Source organism: Pseudomonas sp. NPDC089396 (assembly GCF_044749545.1).
Taxonomy (GTDB): Bacteria; Pseudomonadota; Gammaproteobacteria; order Pseudomonadales; family Pseudomonadaceae; genus Aquipseudomonas.
Genome location: NZ_JBIVIC010000016.1, coordinates 1 through 26,487, shown reverse-complemented (window position 1 = coordinate 26,487; position 26,487 = coordinate 1). Strand labels below are relative to the sequence as shown.

Annotated in this window: 25 protein-coding genes, 1 tRNA gene and 1 pseudogene; 18 read left to right on the top strand and 9 right to left on the bottom strand. The window is 63.7% G+C overall.

Features of this window, described 5'->3' with window-relative positions; all coding sequences use genetic code 11:
- Positions 1-21: 21 nt before the first annotated feature.
- The 5 genes from ACIPZB_RS23525 to ACIPZB_RS23505 all read left to right on the top strand — a co-directional run bounded on the left by ACIPZB_RS23525 (position 22) and on the right by ACIPZB_RS23505 (position 4,083).
- Complete coding sequence (locus ACIPZB_RS23525; RefSeq protein ID WP_400642949.1) at positions 22-330, top strand: PepSY domain-containing protein; 309 nt, start codon at positions 22-24, stop codon at positions 328-330.
- Positions 330-644, top strand: coding sequence for a PepSY domain-containing protein (locus ACIPZB_RS23520; RefSeq protein WP_400642947.1), 315 nt, complete (start codon positions 330-332; stop codon positions 642-644). The genes ACIPZB_RS23525 and ACIPZB_RS23520 overlap by 1 nt, the downstream gene beginning before the upstream one ends.
- Positions 645-1,313: a response regulator transcription factor gene (locus ACIPZB_RS23515; RefSeq protein WP_008096038.1), complete on the top strand. Its 669-nt coding sequence runs from the start codon at positions 645-647 to the stop codon at positions 1,311-1,313.
- A complete protein-coding gene (locus tag ACIPZB_RS23510) occupies positions 1,310-2,629 on the top strand; it encodes a sensor histidine kinase (RefSeq protein WP_400642946.1) in 1,320 nt (439 codons plus the stop codon). The genes ACIPZB_RS23515 and ACIPZB_RS23510 overlap by 4 nt, the downstream gene beginning before the upstream one ends.
- Positions 2,630-2,925: 296 nt before the next feature.
- Entirely contained in the window at positions 2,926-4,083 is a 1,158-nt protein-coding gene (locus tag ACIPZB_RS23505) for an HPP family protein (protein ID WP_400642944.1), read from the top strand.
- Here the strand turns inward: ACIPZB_RS23505 and ACIPZB_RS23500 are convergent.
- The gene (locus ACIPZB_RS23500; RefSeq protein WP_400642943.1) at positions 4,057-4,923 is read right to left on the bottom strand and encodes a LysR family transcriptional regulator; all 867 of its coding nucleotides are present in this window, start codon (positions 4,921-4,923) and stop codon (positions 4,057-4,059) included. The two genes, ACIPZB_RS23505 and ACIPZB_RS23500, sit on opposite strands and share 27 nt — an antisense overlap.
- A gap of 181 nt (positions 4,924-5,104) precedes the next feature.
- On the opposite strand from ACIPZB_RS23500, the gene ACIPZB_RS23495 reads away from it, so the two are divergent.
- Entirely contained in the window at positions 5,105-6,994 is a 1,890-nt protein-coding gene (locus ACIPZB_RS23495; RefSeq protein WP_400642942.1) for a propionyl-CoA synthetase, read from the top strand.
- A 112-nt stretch (positions 6,995-7,106) separates the two neighbouring features.
- On the opposite strand, the gene zapE is transcribed toward ACIPZB_RS23495, so the two are convergent.
- Positions 7,107-8,192 carry a cell division protein ZapE gene (gene zapE / locus ACIPZB_RS23490; RefSeq protein ID WP_400642940.1) on the bottom strand — a complete coding sequence of 362 codons (1,086 nt, stop codon included), beginning with the start codon at positions 8,190-8,192 and terminating at the stop codon, positions 7,107-7,109.
- A gap of 158 nt (positions 8,193-8,350) precedes the next feature.
- Here zapE and ACIPZB_RS23485 point away from each other — a divergent pair, with 158 nt between their 5' ends.
- Complete coding sequence (locus ACIPZB_RS23485) at positions 8,351-8,776, top strand: DUF1810 domain-containing protein (protein WP_400642938.1); 426 nt, start codon at positions 8,351-8,353, stop codon at positions 8,774-8,776.
- A gap of 1 nt (position 8,777) precedes the next feature.
- Here the strand turns inward: ACIPZB_RS23485 and ACIPZB_RS23480 are convergent, their stop codons facing one another.
- Entirely contained in the window at positions 8,778-9,020 is a 243-nt protein-coding gene (locus ACIPZB_RS23480; RefSeq protein WP_400642936.1) for a hypothetical protein, read from the bottom strand.
- Positions 9,021-9,292: 272 nt separating this feature from the next.
- Between ACIPZB_RS23480 and ACIPZB_RS23475 the strand changes: the two genes are divergently transcribed.
- Positions 9,293-9,367 (top strand) — tRNA-Gln (locus tag ACIPZB_RS23475).
- A 179-nt stretch (positions 9,368-9,546) separates the two neighbouring features.
- Here the strand turns inward: ACIPZB_RS23475 and ACIPZB_RS23470 are convergent.
- From ACIPZB_RS23470 to ACIPZB_RS23460, 3 genes are read right to left on the bottom strand one after another with little or no spacing between them, the layout of a single operon-like run.
- On the bottom strand, positions 9,547-11,934 hold the full coding sequence (locus ACIPZB_RS23470; protein WP_400643030.1) for a response regulator: 2,388 nt from the start codon (positions 11,932-11,934) through the stop codon (positions 9,547-9,549).
- Between the two features lie 13 nt (positions 11,935-11,947).
- Positions 11,948-12,409 (bottom strand): response regulator, encoded by a 462-nt coding sequence (locus tag ACIPZB_RS23465; protein ID WP_008096020.1) that lies wholly within the window; start codon positions 12,407-12,409, stop codon positions 11,948-11,950.
- Positions 12,410-12,424: 15 nt separating this feature from the next.
- Positions 12,425-14,695: an ATP-binding protein gene (locus ACIPZB_RS23460; RefSeq protein ID WP_400642935.1), complete on the bottom strand. Its 2,271-nt coding sequence runs from the start codon at positions 14,693-14,695 to the stop codon at positions 12,425-12,427.
- Between the two features lie 243 nt (positions 14,696-14,938).
- Between ACIPZB_RS23460 and ACIPZB_RS23455 the strand changes: the two genes are divergently transcribed.
- The 7 genes from ACIPZB_RS23455 to ACIPZB_RS23425 are packed head-to-tail and all read left to right on the top strand — an operon-like array spanning position 14,939 to position 21,269.
- A complete protein-coding gene (locus ACIPZB_RS23455; RefSeq protein WP_400642934.1) occupies positions 14,939-15,466 on the top strand; it encodes a spore coat U domain-containing protein in 528 nt (175 codons plus the stop codon).
- Between the two features lie 30 nt (positions 15,467-15,496).
- The gene (locus ACIPZB_RS23450; protein ID WP_400642932.1) at positions 15,497-16,030 is read left to right on the top strand and encodes a spore coat U domain-containing protein; all 534 of its coding nucleotides are present in this window, start codon (positions 15,497-15,499) and stop codon (positions 16,028-16,030) included.
- Positions 16,031-16,050: 20 nt separating this feature from the next.
- Positions 16,051-16,584, top strand: a complete 534-nt coding sequence (locus ACIPZB_RS23445; RefSeq protein ID WP_400642931.1) for a spore coat U domain-containing protein — start codon at positions 16,051-16,053, stop codon at positions 16,582-16,584.
- Positions 16,585-16,593: 9 nt separating this feature from the next.
- The gene (locus ACIPZB_RS23440) at positions 16,594-17,097 is read left to right on the top strand and encodes a spore coat U domain-containing protein (RefSeq protein WP_400642930.1); all 504 of its coding nucleotides are present in this window, start codon (positions 16,594-16,596) and stop codon (positions 17,095-17,097) included.
- 39 nt (positions 17,098-17,136) lie between these two features.
- Entirely contained in the window at positions 17,137-17,904 is a 768-nt protein-coding gene (locus tag ACIPZB_RS23435; protein ID WP_400642928.1) for a molecular chaperone, read from the top strand.
- A 12-nt stretch (positions 17,905-17,916) separates the two neighbouring features.
- Positions 17,917-20,301 carry a fimbria/pilus outer membrane usher protein gene (locus tag ACIPZB_RS23430; protein ID WP_400642926.1) on the top strand — a complete coding sequence of 795 codons (2,385 nt, stop codon included), beginning with the start codon at positions 17,917-17,919 and terminating at the stop codon, positions 20,299-20,301.
- Positions 20,298-21,269, top strand: a complete 972-nt coding sequence (locus tag ACIPZB_RS23425) for a spore coat protein U domain-containing protein (RefSeq protein WP_400642924.1) — start codon at positions 20,298-20,300, stop codon at positions 21,267-21,269. The genes ACIPZB_RS23430 and ACIPZB_RS23425 overlap by 4 nt, the downstream gene beginning before the upstream one ends.
- Positions 21,270-21,378: 109 nt before the next feature.
- Here the strand turns inward: ACIPZB_RS23425 and ACIPZB_RS23420 are convergent, their stop codons facing one another.
- Positions 21,379-22,527: a M14-type cytosolic carboxypeptidase gene (locus tag ACIPZB_RS23420; protein ID WP_400642923.1), complete on the bottom strand. Its 1,149-nt coding sequence runs from the start codon at positions 22,525-22,527 to the stop codon at positions 21,379-21,381.
- 357 nt (positions 22,528-22,884) lie between these two features.
- On the opposite strand from ACIPZB_RS23420, the pseudogene ACIPZB_RS23415 reads away from it, so the two are divergent.
- Positions 22,885-23,247, top strand: a pseudogene (locus ACIPZB_RS23415) (MFS transporter); the annotation flags it as partial.
- Between the two features lie 159 nt (positions 23,248-23,406).
- The gene (locus ACIPZB_RS23410; protein ID WP_400642921.1) at positions 23,407-24,279 is read left to right on the top strand and encodes an EamA family transporter; all 873 of its coding nucleotides are present in this window, start codon (positions 23,407-23,409) and stop codon (positions 24,277-24,279) included.
- Between the two features lie 15 nt (positions 24,280-24,294).
- On the opposite strand, the gene ACIPZB_RS23405 is transcribed toward ACIPZB_RS23410, so the two are convergent.
- Entirely contained in the window at positions 24,295-24,810 is a 516-nt protein-coding gene (locus ACIPZB_RS23405; protein ID WP_400642919.1) for a DUF4880 domain-containing protein, read from the bottom strand.
- 437 nt (positions 24,811-25,247) lie between these two features.
- Positions 25,248-25,559: a DUF6124 family protein gene (locus ACIPZB_RS23400; protein ID WP_400642918.1), complete on the bottom strand. Its 312-nt coding sequence runs from the start codon at positions 25,557-25,559 to the stop codon at positions 25,248-25,250.
- 88 nt (positions 25,560-25,647) lie between these two features.
- Between ACIPZB_RS23400 and ACIPZB_RS23395 the strand changes: the two genes are divergently transcribed.
- Positions 25,648-26,355: a S24 family peptidase gene (locus ACIPZB_RS23395; protein WP_400642917.1), complete on the top strand. Its 708-nt coding sequence runs from the start codon at positions 25,648-25,650 to the stop codon at positions 26,353-26,355.
- Positions 26,356-26,487 lie beyond the last annotated feature (132 nt).

Below are 26,487 nucleotides of genomic sequence, written 5' to 3'. Positions count from 1 at the left end.
ACGTCCCTCAGGAGAGCACACATGAAAACCCTCACTGCCCTGTTCACTGCCGCCGCCCTTGCCCTGGGTGCCAACGCGGCATTCGCCAAAGACGTCCAGCCGGATGAAGTGGTCAAGCTGGTCAACGCCAAGACCATCAAGTCGCTGGATGAGCTCAAGGCCGCCGCCGTGGCCAAGCACCCAGGCGCCACGGTCACCGATTCCGAGCTCGAAGACGAATACGGCCGCTTGATCTACAAGGTCGAGCTGCGCGACGCGCAGAACGTGGAATGGGACGTCGACCTGGACGCCAAGACCGGTGAAGTGCTCAAGGACGCGCGAGACAGCTGATGATCCACGTGCCCCGGCCGGCGCGTTACCTGGCGCTTTCGCTGCTGGCCGTCTGTTCCCTGACCATGGCCCGCGACCTGGACCAGGACGAAGCGCTCAAGCTACGCCAGCAAGGCATCATCCTGCCGCTCGAACAACTGCTGGAAACCGCCCTGGGGCGTTACCCCGGGGCGCGTTTGCTGGAGGCGGAGCTGGAACAGGACGATGACCGTTACCAGTATGAAGTCGAGCTGCTGACCCCTCAGGGCGTGGTGCGCGAGATCAAGCTCGATGCCAGCACCGGCGCCCTGCTCAAAGACGAGGAAGACGACTGAATGCGCCTGTTGCTTGTCGAAGACAACGTGCCACTGGCCGACGAACTGATCGCGGGGCTGCAGCGCCAGGGCTACGCCGTGGATTGGCTGGCCGATGGCCGTGATGCGGTGTACCAGGGCCAGAGCGAGCCCTACGACCTGATCATTCTCGACCTCGGCCTGCCGGGGTTGCCGGGCCTTGACGTGCTGACCCAGTGGCGGGCCGGCGGCCTGGTTACCCCGGTGTTGATCCTTACTGCGCGCGGCTCGTGGGCCGAGCGGATCGAGGGCCTGAAGGCCGGGGCCGACGACTACCTGAGCAAACCGTTTCATCCAGAGGAGCTGCAACTGCGCATCCAGGCCTTGTTGCGCCGTGCCCGGGGCCTGGCCAACCAGCCAACGCTCGAGGCTGCCGGCCTGCACCTGGATGAAAGCCGCCAGTGCGTGAGCCGCGACGGTGTCGATATCCAGCTGACCGCTGCCGAGTTCCGCCTGTTGCGCTACTTCATGCTGCACCCGCAGCAGATCCTCTCCAAGAGCCACCTGGCCGAGCACCTGTACGACGGCGAAACCGAGCGCGATTCCAATGTGCTCGAAGTGCATGTCAACCATCTGCGCCGCAAGTTGGGCCGCAGTGTCATCGAGACACGCCGCGGGCAAGGCTACCTGTACGCCGGTAACGTCGGATGAAGTCGATCCAGGCACGTTTGAGCCTGGGCCTGGTGGCCGTGCTGGTGGTGGTCGGCGTGGTGCTGGCGCAACTCACCCTGTGGCTGTTCGAAGCCGGCTTGCAGCGCTACCTGGAAAACGGCCTGCGCAAGGAAAGCGAAAATCTGCTGGTGGCACTGGTGCGTGGGCCTTCGGGCCTGCAGCTGGATGAGCGACGCGTTTCCGCTGCCTATCAGCGTCCGTTCTCGGGCTACTATTTCCGCATCGATTTCGAGCAGGGCACCTGGCGCTCCCGTTCACTGTGGGACCTGGACATGCCCAAGCCGGCCGCGCCCGGGCTTTCCGACAGCCACGAGCTGGGCCCGGAAGGGCAGCAATTGCTGGCCTTGCGCGCCGACTATCGACGCCTGGGCCAGAACATCACCATCAGCGTGGCGCAGGATTATTCGCCGGTGCGCGAAAGCTTCCGGCGCCTGCAGCAGATCGGCCTGGGCATGGGGCTGGTGGCGTTGCTGCTGGTGCTGGTTCTGCAGCGCATCACCGTGACCCGCTCGCTGCGCCCGCTGGAGCGCGCCCGCCAACAGATCGCCCAGCTGCAGCAGGGCCAGCGTTCGCAACTGGATGCCGAGGTGCCCAGCGAGCTGGCGCCGCTGGTGGGCCAGATCAACCACCTGCTCAGCCATACCGAAGACAGCCTGCGCCGCTCGCGCAATGCCCTGGGCAACCTCGGCCATGCGTTGAAAACGCCGCTGGCAGTGCTGCTGAGCCTGGCATCCAGCGAGCGCCTCAAGGACTTGCCCGAGGTGCGCACGCAACTGCGCGAGCAGCTGGAGCAGATTCAGCAGCGCCTGGCGCGCGAACTCAACCGCGCGCGACTGGCGGGTGATGCGCTGCCGGGGGCCCAGTTCGACTGTGACGCCGAGTTGCCGGGGCTGCTCGCCACCCTGGGGATGATCCATGGCGAAGGGCTGCTGCTGACGCGTGATGTACCACCGGGGCTGCTGCTGCCGTGGGATCGCGAGGATTTCCTGGAGCTGCTTGGCAACCTGTTGGACAACGCATGCAAATGGGCGGACAGCGAGGTGCGGCTGGGGATTGCGCCTACTGAGGATGGCTACCAGGTGTGGGTCGACGATGATGGCCCGGGGATTCCTGAAAGCCAGCGCCTGCAGGTGCTGGAGCGGGGGTCGCGGCTGGATGAGCAGGTTGACGGGCATGGGTTGGGGCTGGGGATCGTGCGGGATATCGTCGACGCCTGGGGTGGGTCGCTGGCCTTGCTGGAGAGCCCTTTGGGCGGGTTGCGGGCGAGTATCGAATTGCCGCGCAAGGGGCGTTGATCCGCGCTGGCCCTATCGCCGGCAAGCCGGCTCCCACAGGGATGTCACCGCACTTGAAGCAGGCGCTGTACCTGTGGGAGCCGGCTTGCCGGCGATAGGGCCCGTAACAGCACTGCAAAAATATTGCAGTACAGCCGCATTTTTTTGAATTGGCCCAAGCCCACTCCCTCCCGGCACAATCCCCTTCAAGAAACCCTGCGGTTTCCATCTCTCCACGGACGGAGCCCCTTCTAGGGCCCAGGCCAATTCGGCTGGGCTTTCTTTTAAATCCAAAAAATACCGATACGATCACCTAAATGCCTGCCTCGCGTTCCGAAAGTCGTCTGCAGCGGCTGTTGCCTGCGCCCCTGAACATCCCTCCCAAACAATGGTTGCGTGCCGGTATCGGTGCGTTGCTCGGCCTGTTCCTGGCCGGCTGGCTGACCAGCCTGGCCTACGGGCCCAGCATCGCCTTGCACTTGCTCGGCCCGCTGGCCGCTTCGGCGGTACTGGTGTTTGCCGTGCATTCCGGGCCGCTGGCCCAGCCCTGGCCGGTGCTCGGCAGCTATGCCCTGGCCGGCGCGGTGGGCCTGGTCATGCGCGAGGGCTTCGGCGCCGAGCTGTGGGTCGCCGCCGTGGCCCTGGGCCTGTCGCTGCTGGTGATGTGCCTGTTGCGCTGCCTACACCCACCAGGAGGTGGCGTGGCGGTCAGTGCGGTGCTGGCCGACTCGGGACTGACAGCCATGGGCGACCACTTGCTTGAGCCGGTGCTGCTCAATGCGCTGATCCTGGTGGCGGTAGCGGTGCTGTATAACCGCCTGACCGGCGTGCACTACCCCAAAGGCAAGGCGCCGCGCAAAGACCTGCACCACACCCACGACCCGCTGCCCAGCGAGCGGGTCGGCATCCGCGGCGCGGACCTGGACCAGGCCCTGGAAGAGTTGGGCGAATTCGTCGACGTCACCCGCGACGAGCTCGAGCGCATCATTCTGGCCACCGAGCAGCACGCCCTGCAGCGCAGCCTGGGTGGCATCACCGCCGCCTCGGTGATGTCCCGCGATGTGCAGTTCGCCGGCCCCGACACCACCCTGGAGCAGGCCTGGAAAATGCTCACCAGCCACCACCTGAAAACCTTGCCCGTGCTGAAGCAGGGCAAACTGGTGGGCATCGTCAGCCTCAGCGACTTGGTCGGCCCGGCCATGCAACGGGGGCAGTTCAGCTGGCGTGGCCTGTTCGGTCGCAAGGCGGTGCGCATGGAGCAGGTGATGAGCCGGCGTGTCGTCAGTGTCAGCAGCCAGCACCCGCTTGAACGCCTGTTGCCGCTGTTGTGCGAGCAAGGCCTGCATTGCCTGCCGGTGCTCGACGGCGAGCAGCTGGTGGGCGTGATTACCCAGACCGACCTGATCGCCGGCCTCAAGCGTCAGTTGCTCAGTGCCGCCGACCGCGTTTCAGATCACCGGGTCCCAGCGTTGTGACCAATCGCTGGCGCCGGCCTCCACCAGCCGGCGCAACACCGCGAAGGCTTGTTGCAAAGCTTCGCTGTCACGCTCGCGCGGGTACACCAGGTAGGTCGGGTAGGTGAATTCCGGCGCCTGCGGTACTCGCTCGAACACCCCGCTGTCCAGGTAGGCCTGCACCACGCGGGTACGGAAATAGCCACTGCCACCCTGGTCGAGGATGAACTGCAGGGCCAGCGGCCCGAGATTGAAGCTCAGCGCCGGGCGGGCGCAGTCGGGCAGGGCGGCATCGTGCTGGCGGCGAAAGGCCTCGCCCCAGTCGATGTAGATGTACGGTTCGGGCCGATCGACCCGGCGCACGCGGATCAGCTTCTCCTCCATCAACTGCTCTACCTGCAGGCCCGGGCCGTAGGTAGGTTGATACACCAGTACCGCGTCCAGCAGGCCCATCTCCACTTTGCGCAACAGCGACTCGCCATCGCTCACCTCGCTGCGGATCGCGTGGCTGGGCAACTCGCGATGCAAGGCGCTGACCCAGTCGAGCAGCATCGGGTTGCCCAGGCTCACCTCGCTGCCCACATGCAGCACCTGCTGGCAGCCTTGGGGCAGCGGCAGGTCACGGCGCGCCGCCTCCCAGGTCTGCACCAGCTGGTTGGCATAACTGACGAAGGCTTCGCCGTCGCTGGTCAAGCTGGCGCCATTGCGGCTGCGCACGAACAGCTGGCAACCCAGTTGCTGCTCCAGGCGCTGCACCCGGGCGGTAATGGCCGTCTGCGACACGAACAGGCGTTCGGCGGCGGCGACCAGGCTGCCGCAGCGCACGACTTCCAGAAAGGTACGGGCCTGATCGATGTCCATGGGTTGCTCGGTGGGGAAAAAGAGTGGCCTATTCTAGAGACTTTGCACCGTTATGGGGCGCCTTCGCGCGCCCTGCAAATCTGCATATGGGTTGTGACTTTAGTCCCATGGCGGGCCCGGCGTGGCGGTCCATACTCAAGATTCGCCCCTCAATAACAACAAGTACCGGGTTCTCGTCACCATGACCTACCAGCACAGCTACGACCACTCCATTAACGACCCTGCTGCCTTCTGGGCCGAACAGGCCGACCACCTGGCCTGGTACCGCAAACCGTCCCTGACCCTGCAGGAAAACCCCGACGGCACCCACCGCTGGTTCGCCGACGGGCGAATGAACAGTTGCTACCTGGCCCTCGACCACCAGATCGAGCAGGGCCGGGGCGAGCAGACGGCGCTGATCTACGACTCGCCGGTGACCGGCGTGCAGCAGTCGTTCACCTACCAGCAGTTGCACGACGAGGTGGCCCGCCTGGCCGGCCTGTTGCGTCAGCTTGGCGTGGGCAAGGGCGATGGCGTGATCATCTACATGCCGATGGTGCCGCAGGCGGCCATGGCCATGCTGGCCTGCGCGCGCATCGGCGCGGTGCACTCGGTGGTGTTCGGCGGTTTTGCCGCCAACGAACTTGCCCTGCGCATCGACGATGCACGGCCGACGCTATTGCTGACGGCGTCCTGCGGTCTGGAATTCGAGCGGGTGATCGAGTACAAGCCGCTGGTCGACCGCGCCCTGCAACTGGCCCGTCACCAGCCGCGCCATGTGCTGGTGCTGCAGCGGCCCCAGGCCCGCGCGCAGCTGCAAGCGGGGCGTGACCTGGACTGGCACGAAGCGCTGGCCACTGCCCAGCCGGTGCCGCCGGTGGCGCTGGATGCCGGTGACCCGCTGTACATCATGTACACCTCCGGCACCACCGGCAAACCCAAGGGCATCGTGCGCGAAAACGGCGGCAATGCGGTCGCACTGTGTTATGCCATGCGCCACATCTATGGCATGCAGGCGGGTGATGTGTGGTGGGGCATTTCCGATGTCGGTTGGGTGGTCGGTCATTCGCTGATCGTCTACGGGCCACTGATGAGCGGCTGCACCACGGTGTTCTACGAAGGCAAGCCGATTCGCACCCCCGATGCCTCGGCCTATTGGCGTGTGGTCGAGCAGTACCGGGTCAATGCGTTGTTCTGCGCGCCGACCGCCATGCGGGCCATTCGCAAGGAAGACCCGGACGGTGAACTGATCCGCGGGCATGACCTGAGCTCGCTGCGCCAGCTGTTCCTGGCGGGGGAGAAGCTTGATTCCAGCACGCACCAATGGCTGGAGCGGGTCAGCGGCAAGCCGGTGCACGATCACTGGTGGCAGACCGAGACCGGCTGGCCTGTCACTGCACCCTGCGTGGGCCTGGAGGGCAGTGCGGCGCGGCCGGGGTCGAGCAACCGCGCGGTGCCGGGTTACCACGTACAGGTTCTGGATGACGAGGGGCACCTGCTCGGCCCTGATCACCAGGGCGCCATCGTCATCGCATTGCCGTTGCCACCGGGGTGCAGCCAGACCCTATGGGGTGATCACGAACGCTACCTGCAGGCTTACCTGCGCACCTACCCAGGCTACTACCATACCGGCGATGGCGGCTACCTGGATGACGAGGGTTTCGTCTACATCATGGGGCGTACCGATGACGTGATAAACGTTTCCGGGCATCGCCTGTCCACGGGCGAGATGGAGGACCTGGTGGCCCGCCACCCGGCCGTGGCCGAGTGTGCGGTGATCGGCGTGCATGACGAGATCAAGGGGCAGGTGCCACTGGCACTGGTGGTGCTCAAGGATGGCGAGGGCATTAGCGAAGCGCAGTTGCTGGTGGAGCTGGTGGGCAGGGTGCGCGAGGAAATCGGGGCGCTGGCGTGTTTCAACCGGGTGCGGTTGGTGAAGCGGCTGCCCAAGACGCGCTCCGGGAAAATCTTGCGGGCGGTGCTGCGCAAGATTGCCGATGGGGAGGCGTATGTGCCGCCTTCGACGCTGGATGATGTGGCGGTGTTGGGGGAGATAGAGGCGGTGTTGGCGGATTTGCCACGGGCGGGTTGATGGGGTGACCTGACTGGCCTCATCGCTGGCAAGCCAGCTCCCACAGGTAGTCCACTGTTTTCAGGTCCGGTGGGGTACCAGTGGGAGCTGGCTTGCCAGCGATAGGGCCCGTTCAGCCAATGGAGCCCTCAAGCCCTGCCTGATGCAGCTGCCCCAACCGGCTTCGAGTGCGCATCAGGTCGGCCAGCGGCCCTCCCAGACTTTCTTCCAGCGGCCGCCGCCCGATCACCGTCACCTGCCGGTCCTGGTCATACAGCACATCCACCAGGTTGACGAACCGCTGCTGCGCCGCCAGCGTGCATTCCGACAGATCGTCCAGCCCTTCGATGATCCACTCATCGTACTGCCCGGCCAGCACCAGGTAATCGATCACCGCCGTGGCCTTCTCGCACAAATCGTCAAAGGCGAACACCACCCGCCGCCCCTCGGTGGCCAGCGCGCGCAAGGGACGCCTGTTCACTTCCAGCATCACCGGCTGTTGCTCCGGCACCTTCAACGCCTGGCGCTGCTGTGCATCTCCCGGCCACACATAATGCCCCTGGGTAAACCGCTGGTGCTCGCGGTTGGCCGGCAGGCTGCGAAAATCGGTATCGCCCCCCACCTCCAGCACCTGCATGCGGCCATTGATCAGGCGGATCACCGGCAGGAAGCGCTCGTGATACAGCGGGTTGGGCAGCAGCCCTTCGGGCGCGTAGTTGGATGTCAGCAGCACGAAGATGCCGCGCTCGAACAGGGCATTGAACAGCCGCGTCAGCAGCATGGCATCGCCGATGTCGTGTACGTGGAATTCGTCGAAGCACAGCACCTGGCAATCGCCTAGCAGTTCATCCAGGGTCGCGCCCAACGCATCGTCCAGCAACCGGTGGCGGTGCATGCCCTGGTGCAGGCGGGCAAAGAAGTCATGAAAGTGCAGGCGCTGCTTGGCCTCGATGGGCACGGCCTGGAAGAAGCCGTCGAGCAGCCAGCTCTTGCCACGCCCGACTGAGCCATGCAGGTACAGGCTGCGTGGGTGGCCGCTCGGCAACATGGCAAGCTGCTCGGCCATGCTGTGGATGACCCGGCGCTGGCCATCGCTGAGCTGATAGCCACGGCCGTGCGCCTTGTCTTCGAACCAGCCGAGCAGTTCACTCTGGTGAGGCGATGCGCCGCTCAGGCGCTGACCGAGCTGGCGCAGGGGGGAAGGGATCCAGGCAGACAAAAGCGATGCTCCTTGGGCGAAGGCAGGGCAGCGTGCAGCTTGCCCGAGTGATGCCATTCTGACCAATAGATAAACTGGGGGGCAATGATCGGCTGGCGAGATAGGTTGCCCATACAGGCGTAGGCTAAGGAAAGGAACCGATCAGAGGAGCAGTGGCCATGCCCAGCGATTACGATCTCGAGCGCTTCGTCGAGGCGCAGAACCGGGTCTATGACCAGGTGATCCAGGAGCTCCAGGCCGGGCGCAAGCGCAGCCACTGGATGTGGTACATGTTCCCCCAGCTGGATGGCCTGGGCCACAGCATCATGGCCGAGCGCTATGCGTTGTCCGGCCTCGACGAGGCCCGTGCCTACCTTGGCCATCCCTTGCTGGGGCCGCGCCTGGAGGCTTGCGTGACCGCGCTCGTGCAGCACAGCGACAAGAGCGCCCGCGAGGTCCTCGGCAGTCCCGATGACCTCAAGCTGCGCTCGTGCCTGACCTTGTTCAGCCAGGTCGCGCCTGACAATCCGCTGTTCCAGCTCGCCCTCGCGCAGTTCTACGCAGGCGAGCCTGACCTGCGCACCCTCGCGCTGCTGGGGCGCTAGTTCAGCCCTTGCGCTCCAGTTGGCGTTCGATCATGTACTTCACGGTCAGCCGGCGTTCCTTGAGATGGCGCAGATCGTCGTCCTGGAAGTTGCCCGCCGAGATCGACTCGGCGGCCAGCACCTGGTTGTCGATGTCCATGTAGTCATCGAGCAGGCGGTCGAGGGTCTGGTCTTGCTGGCGGCGTTGCTGGACGATCTCGCGGGGGTAGTGCAAGTCCTGGTACAGGTCGTGGGAAACGGGCATTGGGGGCCTCCTTGGTCTTCGCAGTTCGCTTACCTGATTGGAAGGGCGCAATGCGATTGTGTTGGGGCAAGCCGGCGGAAAAACGACGGGTGGTGGGGCCGGCGTGACCGCGAAACGTGCAAGGGAACACTAACTTGCTGTTTTAAAGCATTTTTTTGCGTGAGGGGGTTCCCAGGTGAAAAGAATGTTGTTAAAGTGCCGCGCATTCCAAGACAACAACCCAGTTGTCGCCAAATTGGAATTGTCTGGGCAGCATCAGCTGCATCCGATACAGGGGCGTCGCCAAGCGGTAAGGCAGCAGGTTTTGATCCTGCCATGCGTTGGTTCGAATCCAGCCGCCCCTGCCATTTTCTCTCGATACAAATACCTATTCTTGATTCAGTGCAGATGATATCGGCGCTGGGTTTTGTCGTTTCTGGCGTTTGTGCTGGCCCTATCGCCGGCAAGCCGGCTCCCACATTGAAGGCAGCGCGTCCCCTGTGGGAGCCGGCTTGCCGGCGATAGGGCCCGTGCAGGTTCTACAAATCTATCGGTTCACCCGCAGCATCTCATCCAGCGCCCGCGCCAGCTCCTCGGCTTGCACCGGTTTCTGCAGCACCAGGCTTTCTGGCATCTCCAGGCCCTGCAACTCGGCATAACCGGTCAAGAACACCACCGGCAAGCGCGGATGCCGTTCGCGCGCCGCCAGTGCCAGCTGGGCACCGTTGAACTCGGGCATGGCGAAATCGGTCAGCAACAGGTCGATGCTTTCATCCAGCAACGCCAGCGCCTGTTCGCCGTTGTGGGCCTGGCGCACCTGGTAACCGTATTGGCGCAGCACGTCGCCGAGCAGGTCGCGCACCAGGTGATCATCGTCCACCAACAGCACCGTGCGGTCGCGGCCACTGTCACCAATCGGCTGGGAAATCGTCGGGGCAATCGGCTCGCTGGCCGCTTCATGCTTTACCGCCGGCAGATACACCGCCACCTGGGTACCGAGCCCAGGCTGGGTATCGATGCGCACGCCACCGCCTGACTGCTTGGCGAAGCCGAACACTTGGGCCAGCCCAAGGCCCGAGCCCTTGCCGATGTCCTTGGTGGTGAAGAACGGTTCGAACACCTTGGCCAGCACCTCTTCGTTCATGCCGCAGCCGGTGTCGCGAATGCTCAGCATCACGTACTCGCCTGGCTCGGGGTCTTCCGGGCGTTGCGCGCGGGCCTTGATCCGGGTGTTGCGGGTCGACAGGGTCAGCTGACCACCCTCGGGCATGGCATCGCGGGCGTTGATCGCCAGGTTGAGGATGATCATCTCGGTCTGGGTCGGGTCGGTCAGCGCCTGCCACAAGGTGTGGTCCAGGTCCAGGCGCACGGAAATGTTGCCGCCCAGGGTGCGGCGCAGCAGTTCTTCCAGGCCGCCCAAGGTGCGGTTGAGGTTCAGTGGCACCGGCTCCAGGCGCTGGCGCCGGGAGAAGGCGAGCAGTTGCGACGTTAGCTTGGCGCCGCGTTCGCCGGCCTCGCGAATATGCGTCAGGCGTGACCGCGCCTTGTCCACGTCACGCTTGGCCAGGTCGCGCTCCAGGAAGCTGGCGCCCGTGAGGATCACCATCAGCAGGTTGTTGAAGTCGTGGGCCACACCGGCGGTGAGCTGGCCCACCGCTTCGAGCCGCTGCATCTGCTGCAGCGCGGCTTCGATGCGCTCGCGCTCGGTGATCTGCTCGAGCAGGCGGTCGTTGGCTTCGGCCAGGCCCAGCGCGGTTTCCCGTTCGCTGGTGATGTCCCGGGCCACCACATAGAGCAGGGTGTCTTCCGGCACCACCACCCAGGACAGCCAGCGCAACTGCCCGGTCACGTGGCGGATGCGGCCGACGAAGCGGGCGCTGGTGCGGCCGTGGGCGAGGGCGGCCAGCTCAGCCAGCAGCGATTCCTGGTCGGGCTCGGGCAGCAATTGCAGCAGCGAGGCCTGGCTCAGGCGCTCGCGCGAGAAGCCCAGGCTGGCTTCCCAGGCCGGGTTCAGCGCGACCGGGGTGAGATCCTTGTTGAGCACTGCGAGCAGGTCCTGGGACAGCTCCCAGGCGCGGTCACGCTCGCGGGTGCGGCGCTCGACCCGCTCACCCAGCATCTCATTGAGTTGCTTGAGCGCCTGGGTCGCCTGGCGCTGGGTGTGGATGTCCTGCAGCACGCCGGAAAACCGCGTGCACTTGCCATCGACGAACTGGGCCTGGCCGCTGCTGAGCAGCCAGCGCGGCTCCAACCCGAGGGGCTGGGCGATGCGGAATTCGACACGGTACAGGCCGTCGCTGTCCGGGCGCATGGCCTGTTCCACAGCGTCGCGCACCCGGGGTACGTCGTCCGGGTAGATGCCGGCGTAGAACACTTCCAGGCTCATCTCGGTGTCTAGGGGCAAGCCGAACAGTGTCTTGCAGCGGTCGTCCCAGATCAGCAGGTTTTCGTGCGGGCGCAAGTCCCAGGTGCCCATGCCCGCGGCGTCGATGGCAATGCGTGCGCGCGCTTCGACATCGGCCAGGGCTTCCTCGGCGCGGCGCCGACGCTGGCGCTCCTGCACTTCGGTCAGGGCGCGGCGCACGGCCTTGGGCAGCAGCGGCAGGTTCTTCTTGAGCACGTAGTCGGTAGCGCCCAGGCGAATCATCTCCACCGCGTGCTCTTCGCCGTAGATGCCGGAAAGGAAGATGAACGGGGTGTCCGGGGCCAGGCGCTGGGCGATGGCCAGCACATCGGTGCCGGAGGAGCCGGGCAGCACGCAGTCGCAGAGGATCAGGTCGTAGCGGGTGTCGAGCAGGGCATGCTCGGCGGCCTGGTGATCGAACACCAGCCGCGAACGAATCTGCAACCCGCTGCGCTCCAGGCTCAGCAGCGTCAGCTCGGCGTCCATCGAGCTGTCTTCGACCATCAGCAGTTTCAGCGGCATTGGCAGCATCTTCGCGCGGGCCTCAGTTGCTGCCACGCCTGTTCAGGCGCAGCGAGCCAGGGGGTGGTTCGTTGAGCACGGCCCAGAACACCCCGAGGTCGGAAATGGCAGCGACGAACTCCTTGAATTCCACGGGCTTGACCACATAGGCGTTGACCCCCAATTCATAGGCGCGCAGCAAGTCAGGCTCCTCCCGTGAGGAGGTCAGCATCACCGTGGGGATGCTGCGCAGTTCGGCGGTGGCGCGCACTTCCTTGAGCACCTCCAGGCCGTCGACCTTGGGCAGCTTCAGGTCCAGCAGCAGCACCGCCGGGTTGCCGTCGTCGCGTTCGGCATAGGCGTTGCGGCGCAGCAGGTAGTCGAGCGCTTCGGCACCGTCGCGCAGGACGATGACTTCGTTGGCCAACTGGCTGCGCTCCAGGGCCAGGAGCGTCAGCTCCAGGTCCCGGGGGTTGTCTTCTACCAGCAGGATGGGTTTGAGCATGATGGTACGGGTGCCTCAGATAGTCTCGGGATGACGGGGAAGGGTGAAATGAAAACAGGCGCCCTGGCCGATCTGGCCTTCGGCCCAGACCCGGCCGTCGTGGCGCTCGATGATGCGCCGCACGCTCGCCAGGCCGATCCCGGTGCCCTCGAAGTCTTCCATGCGGTGCAGGCGCTGGAACACACCGAACAGCTTGCCGGCGTAGGCCATGTCGAAGCCGACGCCGTTATCGCGAATATAGACCTCGGTTTCTCCCTTGTGCTGGCGCGCGCCGACTTCGATGCGCGCCGGCGCACGGTCACGGGTGTACTTGATGGCGTTGGCGAGCAGGTTGTGCAGGGCCAGGTTGATGAAAGCCGGGTCGCCGTACACCTTGGGCAGCGCCGCGATGTCCCAGATGATTTCGCGGCCCTCGTAGTCCGGCGCCAGCTCCTGGCGAATGGTTTCGACCAGGGCATTGAGGTCGACATCCGACAAGCGCAACGCCGAACGGCCCATCTGCGAGAAGTTGAGCAGGTTGTCCACCAGGCTGCCGGCAAAGCGTGCCGCTTCCTCGATGTGCGTGAGGAAGCGCCGGCCGCGCTCGCCCATGTTCTGACCTTCGATTTCATCGAGCAGTTCGGTGTAGCCGGCGATATGCCGCAGCGGCGCCCGCAGGTCGTGGGACACGCTGTAGGAAAACGCTTCGAGCTCTTTGTTGGAGCGGCGCAGCTCGCTGCTCAGTTGCGCCAGCTCCTCGGCCTTGCGCAGGACGATGCCGAGCACGGCGCTGCGCAGTTCCATCACGCCTTCGATGATCTGCGGATCCCACGCCTGGCTGAAGCCGCTGACCTGTTCCTGCCAGTGCTCGAAGCTGTGCCGCGGGTTGAGGGCGCCCTGCGGGCCGATCTGTTTGTCTGGGCGTCCGGCCCAGTGCACCGTGCGCACCTGCTCCGGGCGGAACCAGAGCAGGTAGTGCGAGTGGATCTGCGAGATGGCCACTGCCAGCACGCCGCCGGCATGCGCGGTCAGCTCGGGCAGTTCGTCGATGTCACGGGCCAGGTTGTCGCTGTGAAACACCGTTTCGGTGCCGCGTTGCGACAGCCAATGGACCAGTGCATTGACCTGGGCGGCAGGCGGGGTGTGGCCGAACAGGTCGCAGCGCTCGGCGGATATCACCGCTGCGCCATTGGCACCGGCGAAGTCCAGCAGTACCTGGGGCAAGGCGCGCAAGCCGTCGCTGACGCTGTCGTGGTCGGCCATGGACGAGATCATCCGCACGATGTGCTGGCGCAGGTCGAGCCGTTGGCGGGTATGGGCGTGGGACTCGCGCGATTCGATCTGCAGCGACAGCACGCTGGCCAGGAGTTCGCAGGCGGTGCGGGTGCGCAAGTCGACCGAGCGAGGTTGCGCATGGTGACACGACACCAGGCCCCACAACTGCCCGTCGACCACGATCGACAACGACATCGACGCCAAGGTCCCCATGTTGCGCATGTACTGCAGGTGTACCGGCGATACGCTGCGCAAGGCGGCGAAGCTCAGGTCCAGTGGCTTGCCGGTGCGCGGGTTGGCAGCGGGCAGCAGGGGCGAGGCCTGGTAGTTGGCGTCTTCGATCACGCGGATACGGTTGACCCGGTACAACTCGCGGGCCTGGCGCGGGATGTCGGAGGCGGGGAAACACAAGCCCAGGTAGCGCGGGTAGCCGTCGTCGGCCACTTCGGCCAGGACCTGGCCATTGCCTTCGGCATCGAAGCGGTAGGCCTTCACCCGGCCAAACCCGGTGATGCGCTTGAGCTGTTGCACCGTCTGCTGCAACAGCGCCTGCAGATCGCTGGCCGTGTGTAGGCTGCCGACGAACTCGCGCACCAGCGGGTAGTAGTCGCCGTCGTCGGTGAGGTCGGCGGGCAAGCGAACGGGTTCGAATTCGGCGATCAGGACCTGGTCGTGACGGTGGGTCAACAGGCGCAGTCTGTCGCTGCAGGGTGCGTCAGGGCGCAAGTGCACATCGCCGAGGTGAAAGGGGAATACCTGGTCATCGGGCAGGCGTTGAAGTTGGGCGCGCAGGTCGAACTGCGCGCTGACCATCTCGGCGAAGCTGCACCCTACCAGCGACTGCGCGGGTATGCCCAGCCAGCGCTCGGCGTTTTCGCTGGCCTGGAGGATGTGCAGGCTCGCTTCGTCAAGTACCAGCATGAAACCCTGTGGCTGGATGCTGCCCGGCACCTGGATAGGTTCCTGGGCGCAGCGTTCCACGGCTTCGGCGAGTAGCTTGTCTGCGGTGCTCAATGAATACGCTCCTGTCATGTTCGTCCTTGCTTGGCGCATGCGTCTGACAACGGTGCCGGAAAAGCACCGTAACAGAATGTGCGCCGCTTTTCCGGCCCATGGCCATTGGAGGCGAAGGATGTGCATGGGTTCGCAACGATCGACAAAATTGTTGGCGCCCCTAGAACTTTGTCGTTATCACAAAAGAATGGCACTCAGCCATCACGCGTTTGCCAACCGCTGCTACGCTCAGATTCAGAGGACAAGAACAAGGATTACCCAGTGACGGAACGCTTTGTGGCCGCGCTGTTGGGCCTGTTGTTGAGCGGCTTGGCTGGTGCGGCGGACTTTCTTGTGGAAGTGCGGGTGCAGGTGCAGCGTGGCTGCATGCTGGTCGGCCAGACTCGCGATGCGGGTGCGCAGGCCCTGGGTCGGATCGACCTGGGTGCCACGGCGCGCCTGGATGGCCCTGGCGCGCCCCTCAGTGGCGTGTTGCTCAACCGCCGTCCGCCGCGCCTGGAATGCAACCCTGACACGCCCTATCAGGTGCGCATCGACGGGGGACAGCATGGGGGTGTTGGCGAGTTGCGTTTCCTGGCCAGCGATGACGCCAAGGCTCGGCCAATTCCCTATCGCCTCTTCCGCGACGCGGCCTGGCGCGAGCCGGTGGTCGTTGGGGTCGCCCAAGCCGCCCGGGTACCGGACAGCGGCACTGTCGAGCTGCCGCTCTACGCCCGTATCGACAAATTGGCCTGGGTGCCCCGAGCCGGGCAGTACGCCGACCTGCTCAAAGTCACGGTCACCTGGTAGCGAGGGCACCATGCCTAAGGACGTCTCGCCATGAACCGCACGTCGATCCTGCTGCTCAGCCTTGGCCCGCTGCTGTTGCCCGGCACCGCGCACGGTGCCACCACCGGCTTTATCCAGGCACGCCTGGTGATCAGCACCGCCTGCCAGATCATCAGCGGCGACCAGCCCCCGGCCACCTTGGGCAACCCCGGCGTGATGGACTTCGGCGAGCGCGGCCCGAACTGGGACCAGCCGCTGCGTAGTCGAGTCGACGAGGTGAGTGGCGAAGGCAGCCTGCAGATCAGTTGCACGCCCCAGGTCAGGGCCTTCAACGTGCGCATCAACGGCGGCCTGAATGGCAGCGATGGCGTGCGCAGGCTGAGCAACGGGCGCGAGACGATCCCTTATCAGTTGGCCGTCGACCCGGGCGGCAATAGCCATTATGGCATCGGCCAGGCCCGTGCCTTCACCATCAGCGGCACCGAGCAGATTCCGATTCCCATTTACGGCGTAGTGGTGGCGCAACCGCGCGCGCTACCTGCCGGGCTGTATCGCGACACCTTGAGAGTGACCCTGGACTGGTAACCATCGCAAGGAGATCCCTGATGCGAACGAACCTTACCCACTGCATCCTCGCCGGGCTTGGCCTGGCCCTGGCAGCCCATGCCCAAGCCGCCACGGTGACCGGCACCATCAGTTCTACCCTGACGCTGACGGCGGCCTGCCAGGTCAATGGCAGCGGGGGCAGCTCGGGGTTGAATTTCGGTACCCTCGATTTCGGCACCCATGAGGCATTCTTCACTGATGCTCCCGGCCAGGTGCTGGGCGGTGGTGGTGGCGCCTTGAGCATCCTTTGCTCGCCCGGCACGGTGCCGGCGATCCGCGTGCGTGCGGGTAGCCACGATGGCCAGTCGCCTGGTGGCACCCGGGCACTTGCCGATGGCGTCGGCAACTTCGTGCCGTATGACTTCTACACCGACGCCGGGCACACCCAGCTGCTGAACATCGACGACACCATTACCTTGCCGACCAGCACCGGGGTGGCGCAAACCGTCAACCTGTATGGCCAGGCCCGCGGCAAGGCAGGTCTTCCGGCAGGGACCTACACCGACACCGTCGCCGTTGAGCTGTCGTTCTGAGTCGCGGCCATGCGCGCCTGGTTGGGTGGCTGCCTGACAGGGCTCGGCGTGCTGCTGGCTGCGCCGCTGGATGCGGCGACCAGCAGCACGTTCCAGGTGACCGCACAGGTCGTCGCCGGGTGCCTGGTGATGGGCGGGGTGACCAACTATGGCGTACTCAACTACGGGAGCCAGTCGGCGCTGTCCACCGGGATTCTCAGCACCTCCCTGGGCGGCTCCACGGTGACCTTCCAATGCACCCCGGGCGTGAGTCTGAGCATGAGCCTGGACGGTGGCCAGAACAGCGCCAGCGGCACGCGTTACCTCAAGCGCAGCGGCGGCACGCAAGTGCTGGCCTACCAGCTTTATGGGGATGCGGGCTTCAGCCAGGTGCTGGGCATTGGCCAGAGCGTGGTGGTCAGCTACAGCGACCCGACGGCCATCACGCTGCCGGTCTATGGCCGTACCCAACTGACCGGCAAGTTGCCGGCCGGAACGTATACAGATGTCGTGCAAGTGACGGTGACCTGGTGACGGCACCGCCACGCATTTCACGTGACCAAGGAGAGTGGCATGCGGGCAGGCGCGAAGTGGGCGCAGGGTGTAATCGGATTGTTGCTGTTGGCGAGCATGCCGGCGGGGGCGGCCACCTCGGTACTGATCTGGCCCATCGACCCGGTGCTGGAGGCTGACCAGAGGGCCGGTGCGTTGTGGCTGGAGAACCGCGGCACGGCTCCGGCCAGCCTGCAGGTGCGGGTCTTCGCCTGGCGCCAGGGCGATTACCAGGAACAGTTCCAGGCCCAGCGCGAGATCATCGGCAGCCCGCCGGTGGCGACCCTCGCGCCGGGGCAAAAGCAACTGATCCGCCTGACCCGTACCGGCAGCTCGCCCGCAGGCCAGGAGCAGGCCTACCGCATCATCATCGACGAAATTCCCTCGCCACTGCCGGCCGATGCCGGCAACCAGGGCACCACGGCCGCGATCCGCCTGCAGATGCGCTACTCGGTGCCGCTGTTCGTTTATGGCGAAGGCCTGTGGGGCAAGCCGGACCCGGAGGGCAAGCGCAACGCCAGCGGTGTCGGCAAGCCGCAATTGAGCTGGCGCCCGGTGACGGTGCAGGGCAAACCCTATGTCGAACTGCGCAATACGGGCCCGGTGCATGCCCGCCTGACCGACGTGGTGGTGCAGCAAGGCGGCCAGGCCAAGCCCTTGGCCGAAGGGCTGCTCGGCTATGTCCTGCCCGGCGCCAGCATGCGCTGGCCTGCGCCGGTGACACCGGGAGGGCTCAAGGGGAGGGTCAATGGCCAGGAAGTGGCCGAAGTGATCAGCCAAGAGCAATGAGCCTGTTACTGAATGAGGGCCCAGGGAGGACCCATCAATGGTCGGAATCCGTGCGTGAGATGGTTGTCGCGGGCGACCCGTTGCTGCCTCGGCCTGGCCGTATTGGGCTCGGGCCTGGTGCTGGCCGACGACCTGCCGCCGCCGCCCACGGAGGCCGCTGCCATTGCCGACGCCACGTTGTACCTCGACCTGTTGGTGAACCAGGTGCCCAGGGCTGAGCTGGTGCCGGTGCAGCAACGGGCCGGGCGTTTGTTTCTGGACAGCGAGGTGCTGCGCGCAGCCGGCATCAAGCTGCCGGGCAACCCCCAGGGCGAAGTCGCACTGGATGAGCTCGAAGGCCTGCACAGCGATTACGACAGCCCAAACCAGCGGCTTCTGCTGCAAGTGCCTGCGGCCTGGCTGCCGGACCAGCAGCTCGGCGATCGCAACCTGTATCCGCCCAGCGAGGCGCGCAGCAGCTTCGGCGCCCTGTTCAACTATGACCTGTACCTCAATGACACCGATGACGGCGGCACTTACCTGGCCGCCTGGAACGAACTGCGCCTGTTCGACAGCTGGGGCACCTTCGCCACCACGGGCCAGTGGCGCCAGTCATTCAATGGCGCGCCAGGCGACGACGGCGGCCAGGGCTTTCTGCGCTACGACACCACTTGGCGCTTCACCGACGAACAGCGGCTGCTGACCTATGAAGCCGGTGACTTCGTGACCGGCGCCTTGCCCTGGACCAGTTCGGTGCGTGTCGGTGGCCTGCAGCTGTCGCGCGATTTCGCCGCCCGCCCGGACCTGGTCACCTATCCATTGCCCGCATTCGCCGGCGAGGCGGCGGTGCCGACGTCGCTGGACCTGTTCATCAATGGCTACAAATCCAGCACGACAGAACTGCAACCTGGCCCCTACACCCTGACCAACGTGCCGTTCATCAACGGTGCCGGCGAAGCCGTGGTGGTGACCACCGATGCCCTCGGTCGGCAGGTGTCCACCACCTTGCCGTTCTACGTCACCAGCAGCCTGCTGCAAAAAGGCCTGTCGGACTACTCGGTGGCCGCCGGCAGCCTGCGCCGCGACTACGCCATCGAGGACTTCAGCTATGGCCCCGGTGTCGCTTCGGCCAACCTGCGCTACGGCCTCAGTGACTACTTCACCCTCGAAAGCCACGTTGAAACGGCCGAATCGCTGTTGCTCGGTGGCCTGGGCGGCAACATGCGCCTGGGCAACTTTGGCGTGCTCAACGCGGCCCTGGCGCAGAGCCAGTTCGACGGCGACAACGGCCATCAGGTTGCTCTTGGCTACCAGTACAACAGCCAGCGCATCGGCTTCAGCTACCAGCGCCTGCAGCGCCATGGCGACTATGCCGACCTGAGTCGGGTCGACATCCCCGACATGCAGCTGAGCCAACGCAGCGAGCAAGTGACCCTGAGCCTGAACCTGGACCGTTACGGCAGCCTTGGCGCGGGCTACTTCGACGTTCGCGCCGGTGACGGCACGCGCACACGGCTGATCAACCTGAGCTGGAGCAAACCCCTGTGGGGCAACAGCAGCGTCTACCTGTCGGCCAACCGCGAAGTCGGCGACAGCCAGTGGGCGGTGCAGGCGCAACTGGTGATCCCGTTCGACTTCAACGGCACCTTGGCCGTGAGCACGGAGCGCAGCAAGGACGGCGAGGACGTGCAGCGGGTCAATTACAGCCGCGCGGTGCCGGTGGGCGCTGGCGTGGGCTACAACCTCGGCTATGCCACCGGCAGCGACCGCGACGCCTACCGCCAGGCCGACGTCACCTGGCGCCTGCAGTCGGTGCAGCTGCAGGCCGGGGTGTATGGCAACAGTGGCGAGATGACGCGCTGGGGCGATGCCAGCGGCTCGCTGGTATGGATGGACAGCGGCATGTTCGCCGCCAACCGCATCGACGATGCCTTTGTGGTGGTCAGCACCGACGGCTATGCGGACGTGCCGGTGCGTTACGAAAACCAGGAGATCGGCCGTACCGACAAGCACGGGCATCTGCTGGTGCCCTATAGCAGTGGCTACTACCGCGGCAAGTACGAAATCGACCCGATGGACCTGCCGCCCGATGTGCTGGCCCCCGAAGTGGAGCAGCGGGTGGCCGTGCGCCGCGGCAGTGGTTATTTGTTGGAGTTCCCGGTCAAGCGCGTGCTGGCGGCCAGCATCGAGTTGGTGGACGGCAGCCAGCAGCCCTTGAAGCTGGGCAGCACCGTCACTCACCAGGAAAGCGGCGCTCAGGCAGTGGTGGGCTGGGATGGCCTGGTGTACTTGGAAAACCTGGCGACACACAACCGCCTGCAGGTGGCGATCGAAGGAGGAGGGCAATGTCAGGTCGAATTCGATTTGCCGCCTGCGCAGGGCACAGTTCCGCTGATCGGCCCGCTGGAGTGTCGATGAAACGGCTTGCACGGTTTGTCTTGCTTGGCCTCTTGCTGCTGCAGGCAGGCTCCGCCTGGGCATTGTGCAAGTCGGTGGCGACGCTCCCGGCAGGGTTCGGCACGCTCAGCTCCACGGTGGTGCGCAACAACGTGCAGAACGCCTCCACCACCAACTCAGGGCTGCAGTGCACCGGCTCGCTGCTCACCCTGCTGAGCGCCAACGACCATTTCTATGCCACCATCACGTCCAGTACCGCCGGTTTGGTAGGCCCGACGGGCGATGTCATCGGCTACACCCTGTACGCCGACAACACCACCCGCTACCCGATCACCCGCGGCCTGCCGTTCGACTTTGCCCGCAATGGCATCATCGACCTGCTGGGACTGCTCAATGGCACCACACCCAAAGCCGTGCCGCTCTATCTGCGTACCCAGATCGGCAGCAATGTCGCGGCAGGCGTGTACCGGGAAACCCTGCAGATCTTCTGGGACTGGAACTATTGTTCGGGCATTGGCGTGGGCAGCATCTGCCTGGGGCGTGATATCGACAATGGCACCCAGACCCTGAACGTCACCCTGACGGTGAGCAACGACTGCCAGATCACCACGCCCAACATCAGTTTTGGCAGTGCGCCGGTGGTGGCCGGGTTCGGTACGGTGAGCCAGAACCTGAGCGTGTCGTGCACCAAAGGCAGCACCTACACGGTGGGACTGGATGACGGGCAGAACGTCTCGGGGGGGCGACGGCGGATGAAGTCCAGTGCCAACAACTACATGGCCTACGACATCTTCAAGAGCGCCGGTGCGGTGCGCTGGGGCTCGGTGAGCAGCGCGCGGCGCGCCAGCAGTGATGCCGATGTGAACCCTGGCGCGGGGACCGGCACCGGCAGCCAGGTGTTCAATTACAACGCCAAGGTCTACACCGATCAGGCCACGCCGCCGGCGGCGACTTATACCGACACGGTGATACTGGACGTGCAGTTCTGAGCGGGAATCGGTGTTGACCCCATCGCCGGCAAGCCGGCTCCCACACAGTCAGTGAAAGCTGTGTGACTTCCCTGTGGGAGCCGGCTTGCCGGCGATAGGGCCAGAAGCCTCAGCGCAAATCGTCAACCATCTTCACAAGCGTCTCCAATACCGCCCCCGCCAACGCCTTCGACCGCGCCCCCGACCACCCGGTAACCGGATTGGGCGCATCGTCATGGTCCTTGAACGGCATCTCCAGCGTCAGCGACAAGCACTCATGCGCCATCCCCACCGCGTTGCACGCCAACGTGGTGTTGGCCTGTCCCGGTTCATCGCGGGTATAGCCGTATTTCGTCTGGAAGTCCGGCGTCAGGCTGCACAAGGTGCTGCGGAACTGCTCTTCCAGCTTGGCTAGCCGCGGCGTATACCCCGGATTGCCCTCGCAAGCCGCGGTGAACACATGGGGGATTTCTTCATCCCCATGCACATCGATGAACGCATCCACCCCGTACTGTTTCATCTGCGCCTGGGCAAAGAACACCTCTGGGCTCGCCTCGACACTGGCGTCCTGCCAGGCCCGGTTGAGGTCCTTGCCCTTGAAGTTGGTGCGCAGGTGGCCGAGGAAGGCGCCATCGGGGTTCATGTTGGGGATCAGGTACAGGTCGGCTTTCGCCAGCAGTGCCTGAACCGTCGCATCATGGCCTTGCAGCCGGTCGATCACGCCTTCCATGAACCATTCGGCCATGTGCTCGCCCGGGTGCTGCTGGGCAATCAGCCACAGCTTGCGCTTGCCCGCCGCGCCGTCGCCTGCGCGCAGCAGCGGGATATCCCGGCCCTGCACACTGCGCCCGTGGGCCAGCAGCTCCACGCCCGGAATCTGCTGGGCGCGCTCGATCAGCTGGTTGTGGCGGGCGCGGGGGTAAGGTTCGAAGTAGGCGAACCAGATTTGCGGCTGTTCAGCCTGGATCTCGAACGACAAGGCTTTGCCGTCGAACTGGCTGGGCACGCGGAACCAGGTGTGCTGGTCGTAGGACGCCACGGCGTTGTAGCCGGTCCAGGCGTTCTTGTAGGAAGACTCGCTGGCGTTGTCCAGGCTGAAGCGGTGGCGCTGGCCGGGAGTGAGGCCGCTGACCTTGAAGTGGAACCACTGGAAGTGGCCGCTGTGGGTGTCCGGGCGAATGGCCAGGCGGACCTGGGACGGGTTGCTGGCGTCCAGGACCTGGATGTTGCCGGAGTCGAAATCACAGTCGATCTGCAGGGGGGACAGCGTCACGGTCATTGGCGGGCTCCTTGGGAATTGTTGTCGGGGTACTGTACACCGCTTGGGGGATCGCGGGTGTGTCGGGGTGCATAAGCCCTGCAATCTCGGCCAAAGGTGCTGAAAACATAGCCGGCGATTGAGCGTATATGTCCGCGTTTCTGACTACGCGAAGTAATGGTTGAGTGCGGCAGTGGGCGCTTAGCGGAAAGATACCTTGACTTTCATTGGATGGCTTTTCCTACAACTTCATGGGAATTCTCGCTCAACTTCTGAGCTTGTGCATCTTGTGTGTTTGGCTAGCATGAGGCGTCGCAAGCGTGCAGTGTGCTATGTGGGGATTAGAAATGAACGGAAGGAAAATAGAATTTTCGGTTAATGTGCGGGGGTGAGCAGGTGAACGGTCGTAGTGTGTTGTGGCCAAATAATCCGCAGGTCACATTGCTCATACTAATAAGCCTGCTTGGTGTCTTTCCGCTCGATGTGATCTTGCCCTCAGTTCCCGCGATCGCCCATGATTTTGCTGTCGATACGAAGTATGCGGCCTATTCAATTAGCTTTTTCGCTATTGGCGTCGCCCTCTCTCAAGCGATCATTGGGCCGCTGTCTGATCATATGGGCCGAAAACGGTTGTTGATTGCGGGGCTCTCCGTATCAATCGCAGGGGCGGCGGGCTGTTCCCTCGCATCAAATTACGAGAGCTTCATGGCGTTTCGTCTTTTGCAGGCGATGGGGTGTGGGTGTCAGTCGAAGAAATGTTGCCGATGAGTCTGGCGTTGAGCTTCGTAGTGTCCTGCCTTTCAGGCTGGTTGCTACTTGTTTATTTGCCCGGGTCCGCGGGTGAGGTGCTGGTTGATAAGTGATTAACGTTGATAAGTCAAAGATAAGAAGGGCATCAATATGGATATTGTGATGGGCCTTTTGGCCGCGCTTTGCTGGGGTGTGACTGACTATCTGGTTGGCACAAGTGCCAGGATTTTCGGTGTTCGGCAATCGGTTTTGCTAGGGCAGCTGATAGGGTTATTGGTTCTGACTTCAATGCTTGCTGTTTCATCTGAAGGCTTCGGCTTTCTATTTGAAACGGATTTAATTGATCTGTTCTTCGGTTTTGCGGCTGGTTTGTCCACCGTTGCGGGTGCAATTGCGCTTTCCTCTGCTTTTTTTTCGGGCAGAACCTCAATTGTGGCGCCGTTGGTTACTACATATGGTGTGTTCACTACGCTGTTGGCATGGTGGAGTGGAGAGTCGGTCTCGTTGATGCAATTCGCAGGTTTGGTGATCTGCGCTGCAGGCGTTGCGTTCGTTGGATTGGGCAAGAGGTCAAGTAACTCGACGTCACCCGTGGGGGAGGGGCGCGCCATTCTTTTCGCCCTGTTGGCTGCCTTGCTTTATGGCGTCAGCTTCTGGCTTCAAGGTGTTTATGCGCTTCCCGCAATCGGGCCAGTCAATATGCTTTGGGTAAACTATCTGGTCGGCGTTATCGTTCTGGGGCCTGTGACCTGCAAAACACTTGCTCTGCGTTCTCGCGGGCTGAAGGCGTATTCGTCGCTCTTTGGAGCCAGCCTGTCCAATCTGGGAGGATTTACAGCGTTCTCATATGGTGCGATCGGCGGCTCTGTTGCGATTGTCACAGTGATCAGCACGCTGTCAGGCGGGGTGGCTGCGGTCCTGGGATACCTGTTTCACCGGGAGCGTCTGACGGCGTTGCAGCTTGTAGGTATTTGCCTCGTATTGGGTGGCGCGGTGGCGTTGCATCTGGTGGATCAACGTTAGGCTCGCCCAATAGCGTCAGGCCCAGTAACCGAACAGCAGAATCGCTGCGACGCCCAGCCCGACAGCAATTGAACACCCACCCAACGAAATCGCCGCACGCCCTTGCCGATACCAGCCATCCTGTCCCAGCTCACGCGCGGGTACCAGCAGGCTGCGCCAGCGCAATTCGGTGTCATGGAAAGCCTGCAGGTGCGCCGGGTCCGCATCCAGCCAGCGGCGAAAATCGATCCGCTCGCAGGCAGTGGCTTCTGGGCTCTGCAGCCGCACATACCACTGCCCGGCCACGCTGGCCAAGGCATTCCCCCGCGGACTGGCTATCTGCAAGGCCTGGTTCATGTGCCGTTCGATGCTCAACAATGGCAGATCGAGCCGCGCGGCAATGCTGGTGAAGTCCAGTTGGTCGAGGCGGCTGAGCAGGAACACTTGCTGCACGCGCCGTGGCAAGCGCTTGAGGCCATGAAGCAGCGCATTGTCGGCATCCTGCTCGGCAGCGGGGGTAGGGTGCTCGAGGGGCAGCAGCAGACGGCTCATGGACAGCTCCTTGCTCAAGAGGGGGAGGGTTGGGGGCATCGTCCTTGATGCGGATCCAGAGTAGGGGAAACGAGATTGATTCTCAAGTGCTGATTCCGCAAAGTTTTGTAATGAGCGTTCACGCTCTGAAACACTTTTGCTATCATCGCCGCCATCAACGATCTTCATTAGCCTGAAGAGCCAAAAAAAAAGACCCGGCAAAAAGCCGGGTCAAAAACCGTGATTAGCCTGATGAGGAGATAATCTGAGAGCGACCTAAGCTCCAGGTTATCCAGCAGATCTCGCGATCAGCTGAGTGCAATAATAATCGTTATCATTTGCCAGTCAAATGAATTTTCATTTATTCGGTAAAAAACTTTTACCGATGCGCTTCCTCTGTCCGGTACTCGGCGCTCTTGCCAGTACCCGGCCATCACGTTTCTCCCTTCCTTTCTCCCCTAAAACCCGCTGTTTCCCGCGTGCTTGTGCTCAAGCAGGGCTCTGGCCATGTCCATCATGTGCATCAGCGCGAAGATCAGTTCGCGGGTGCTGCCTTCCTGATGAATGGCGGTTTCCTGGGCGGTGGCGGCTGCGCAGCGGAGCAGGGCGATGGCGTGTTCTTGCGCCTGTTGGTTGCTGACCCCTTCGTGCAGGGTCCAGATCCTGTTGTGCTCGCTGGGGCGGGTGGGGCTGGGGTTGAGGTAATAGTCGAGGGCGCGGCGGGCGGCTTCGCTGTCGAGTTCTGTTACGTCGTTTTTCGTTGGTTTCATCCTGATACCTGCGCATGCCAATAGGGAAAAGCTCCTGGTCGAGTTTAATACTTAAGGTATTTGAAGACATTCCGATAAATAATACTGAATGTTTATTGAGCGCCTGAAGGCAGTCCGTATCGTGCCAGCGATGAATATGGATAAATGGATTGCCCTCGTCCGTGATCGGATGGAGGAGCTCGATATCTCCCAGGAGCAGCTCGCCGAACGCGTTGGGGTCTCCCAAGGCAGCGTGGGGCATTGGGTGAACAAGCGGCGTCAGCCCAAGGTCGATTCGATGAACCGTGTGTTCGTCGAGTTGGGCATGCCGCATTACCACGTCAGCCTGCAGCTACGGGTACTCGGCCAGGTGGGCGAGGACAAGGGGCGCTATGTGCTCGATGAAGACGAAGACGATATCGACCTGATGCAATACATCGTGTGTTTTCGTTACCCGCTGCGGGACTGGGATGCACTGGCCGAAGCGGTGCCTGAAGAGGGTACGGTCTACGAGCAGACCGAGTACCTGGCCCAGGGCAAGGCGTTCTGGTTGACCGTAGAGAACGATGCGATGAGTTCGGCGAGTGGCCGTAGCGTGCCCCAGGGGATGCGTATTCTGGTCGACCCAGGGCTGGAGGCTGAGCCGGGGCGTTTGGTGATTGCGCGTCAGCCTGGCAAATCGGCGATCTTGCGCGAGTTGGGCGAAGAGGGCGGGCAGCGGTACCTGAAGGCGCTCAATAGCAGCTATCCGGCCTTGGTCTGTGAAGAGGGATGTGAGTTTCTGGGGGTGGTGGTGCGGGTGCACGGGGTCTTCTGAAGCGTCGTTGCCTGTACTGGCCTCATCGCCGGCAAGCTGTTCTGGTCAAGTTTTGCCGGACACCGATTACGGTGATCACGCTGCCTGTTGCTCCATAGCTATTGGCGACAGGTAGTTGTTATAGCTGTGGAG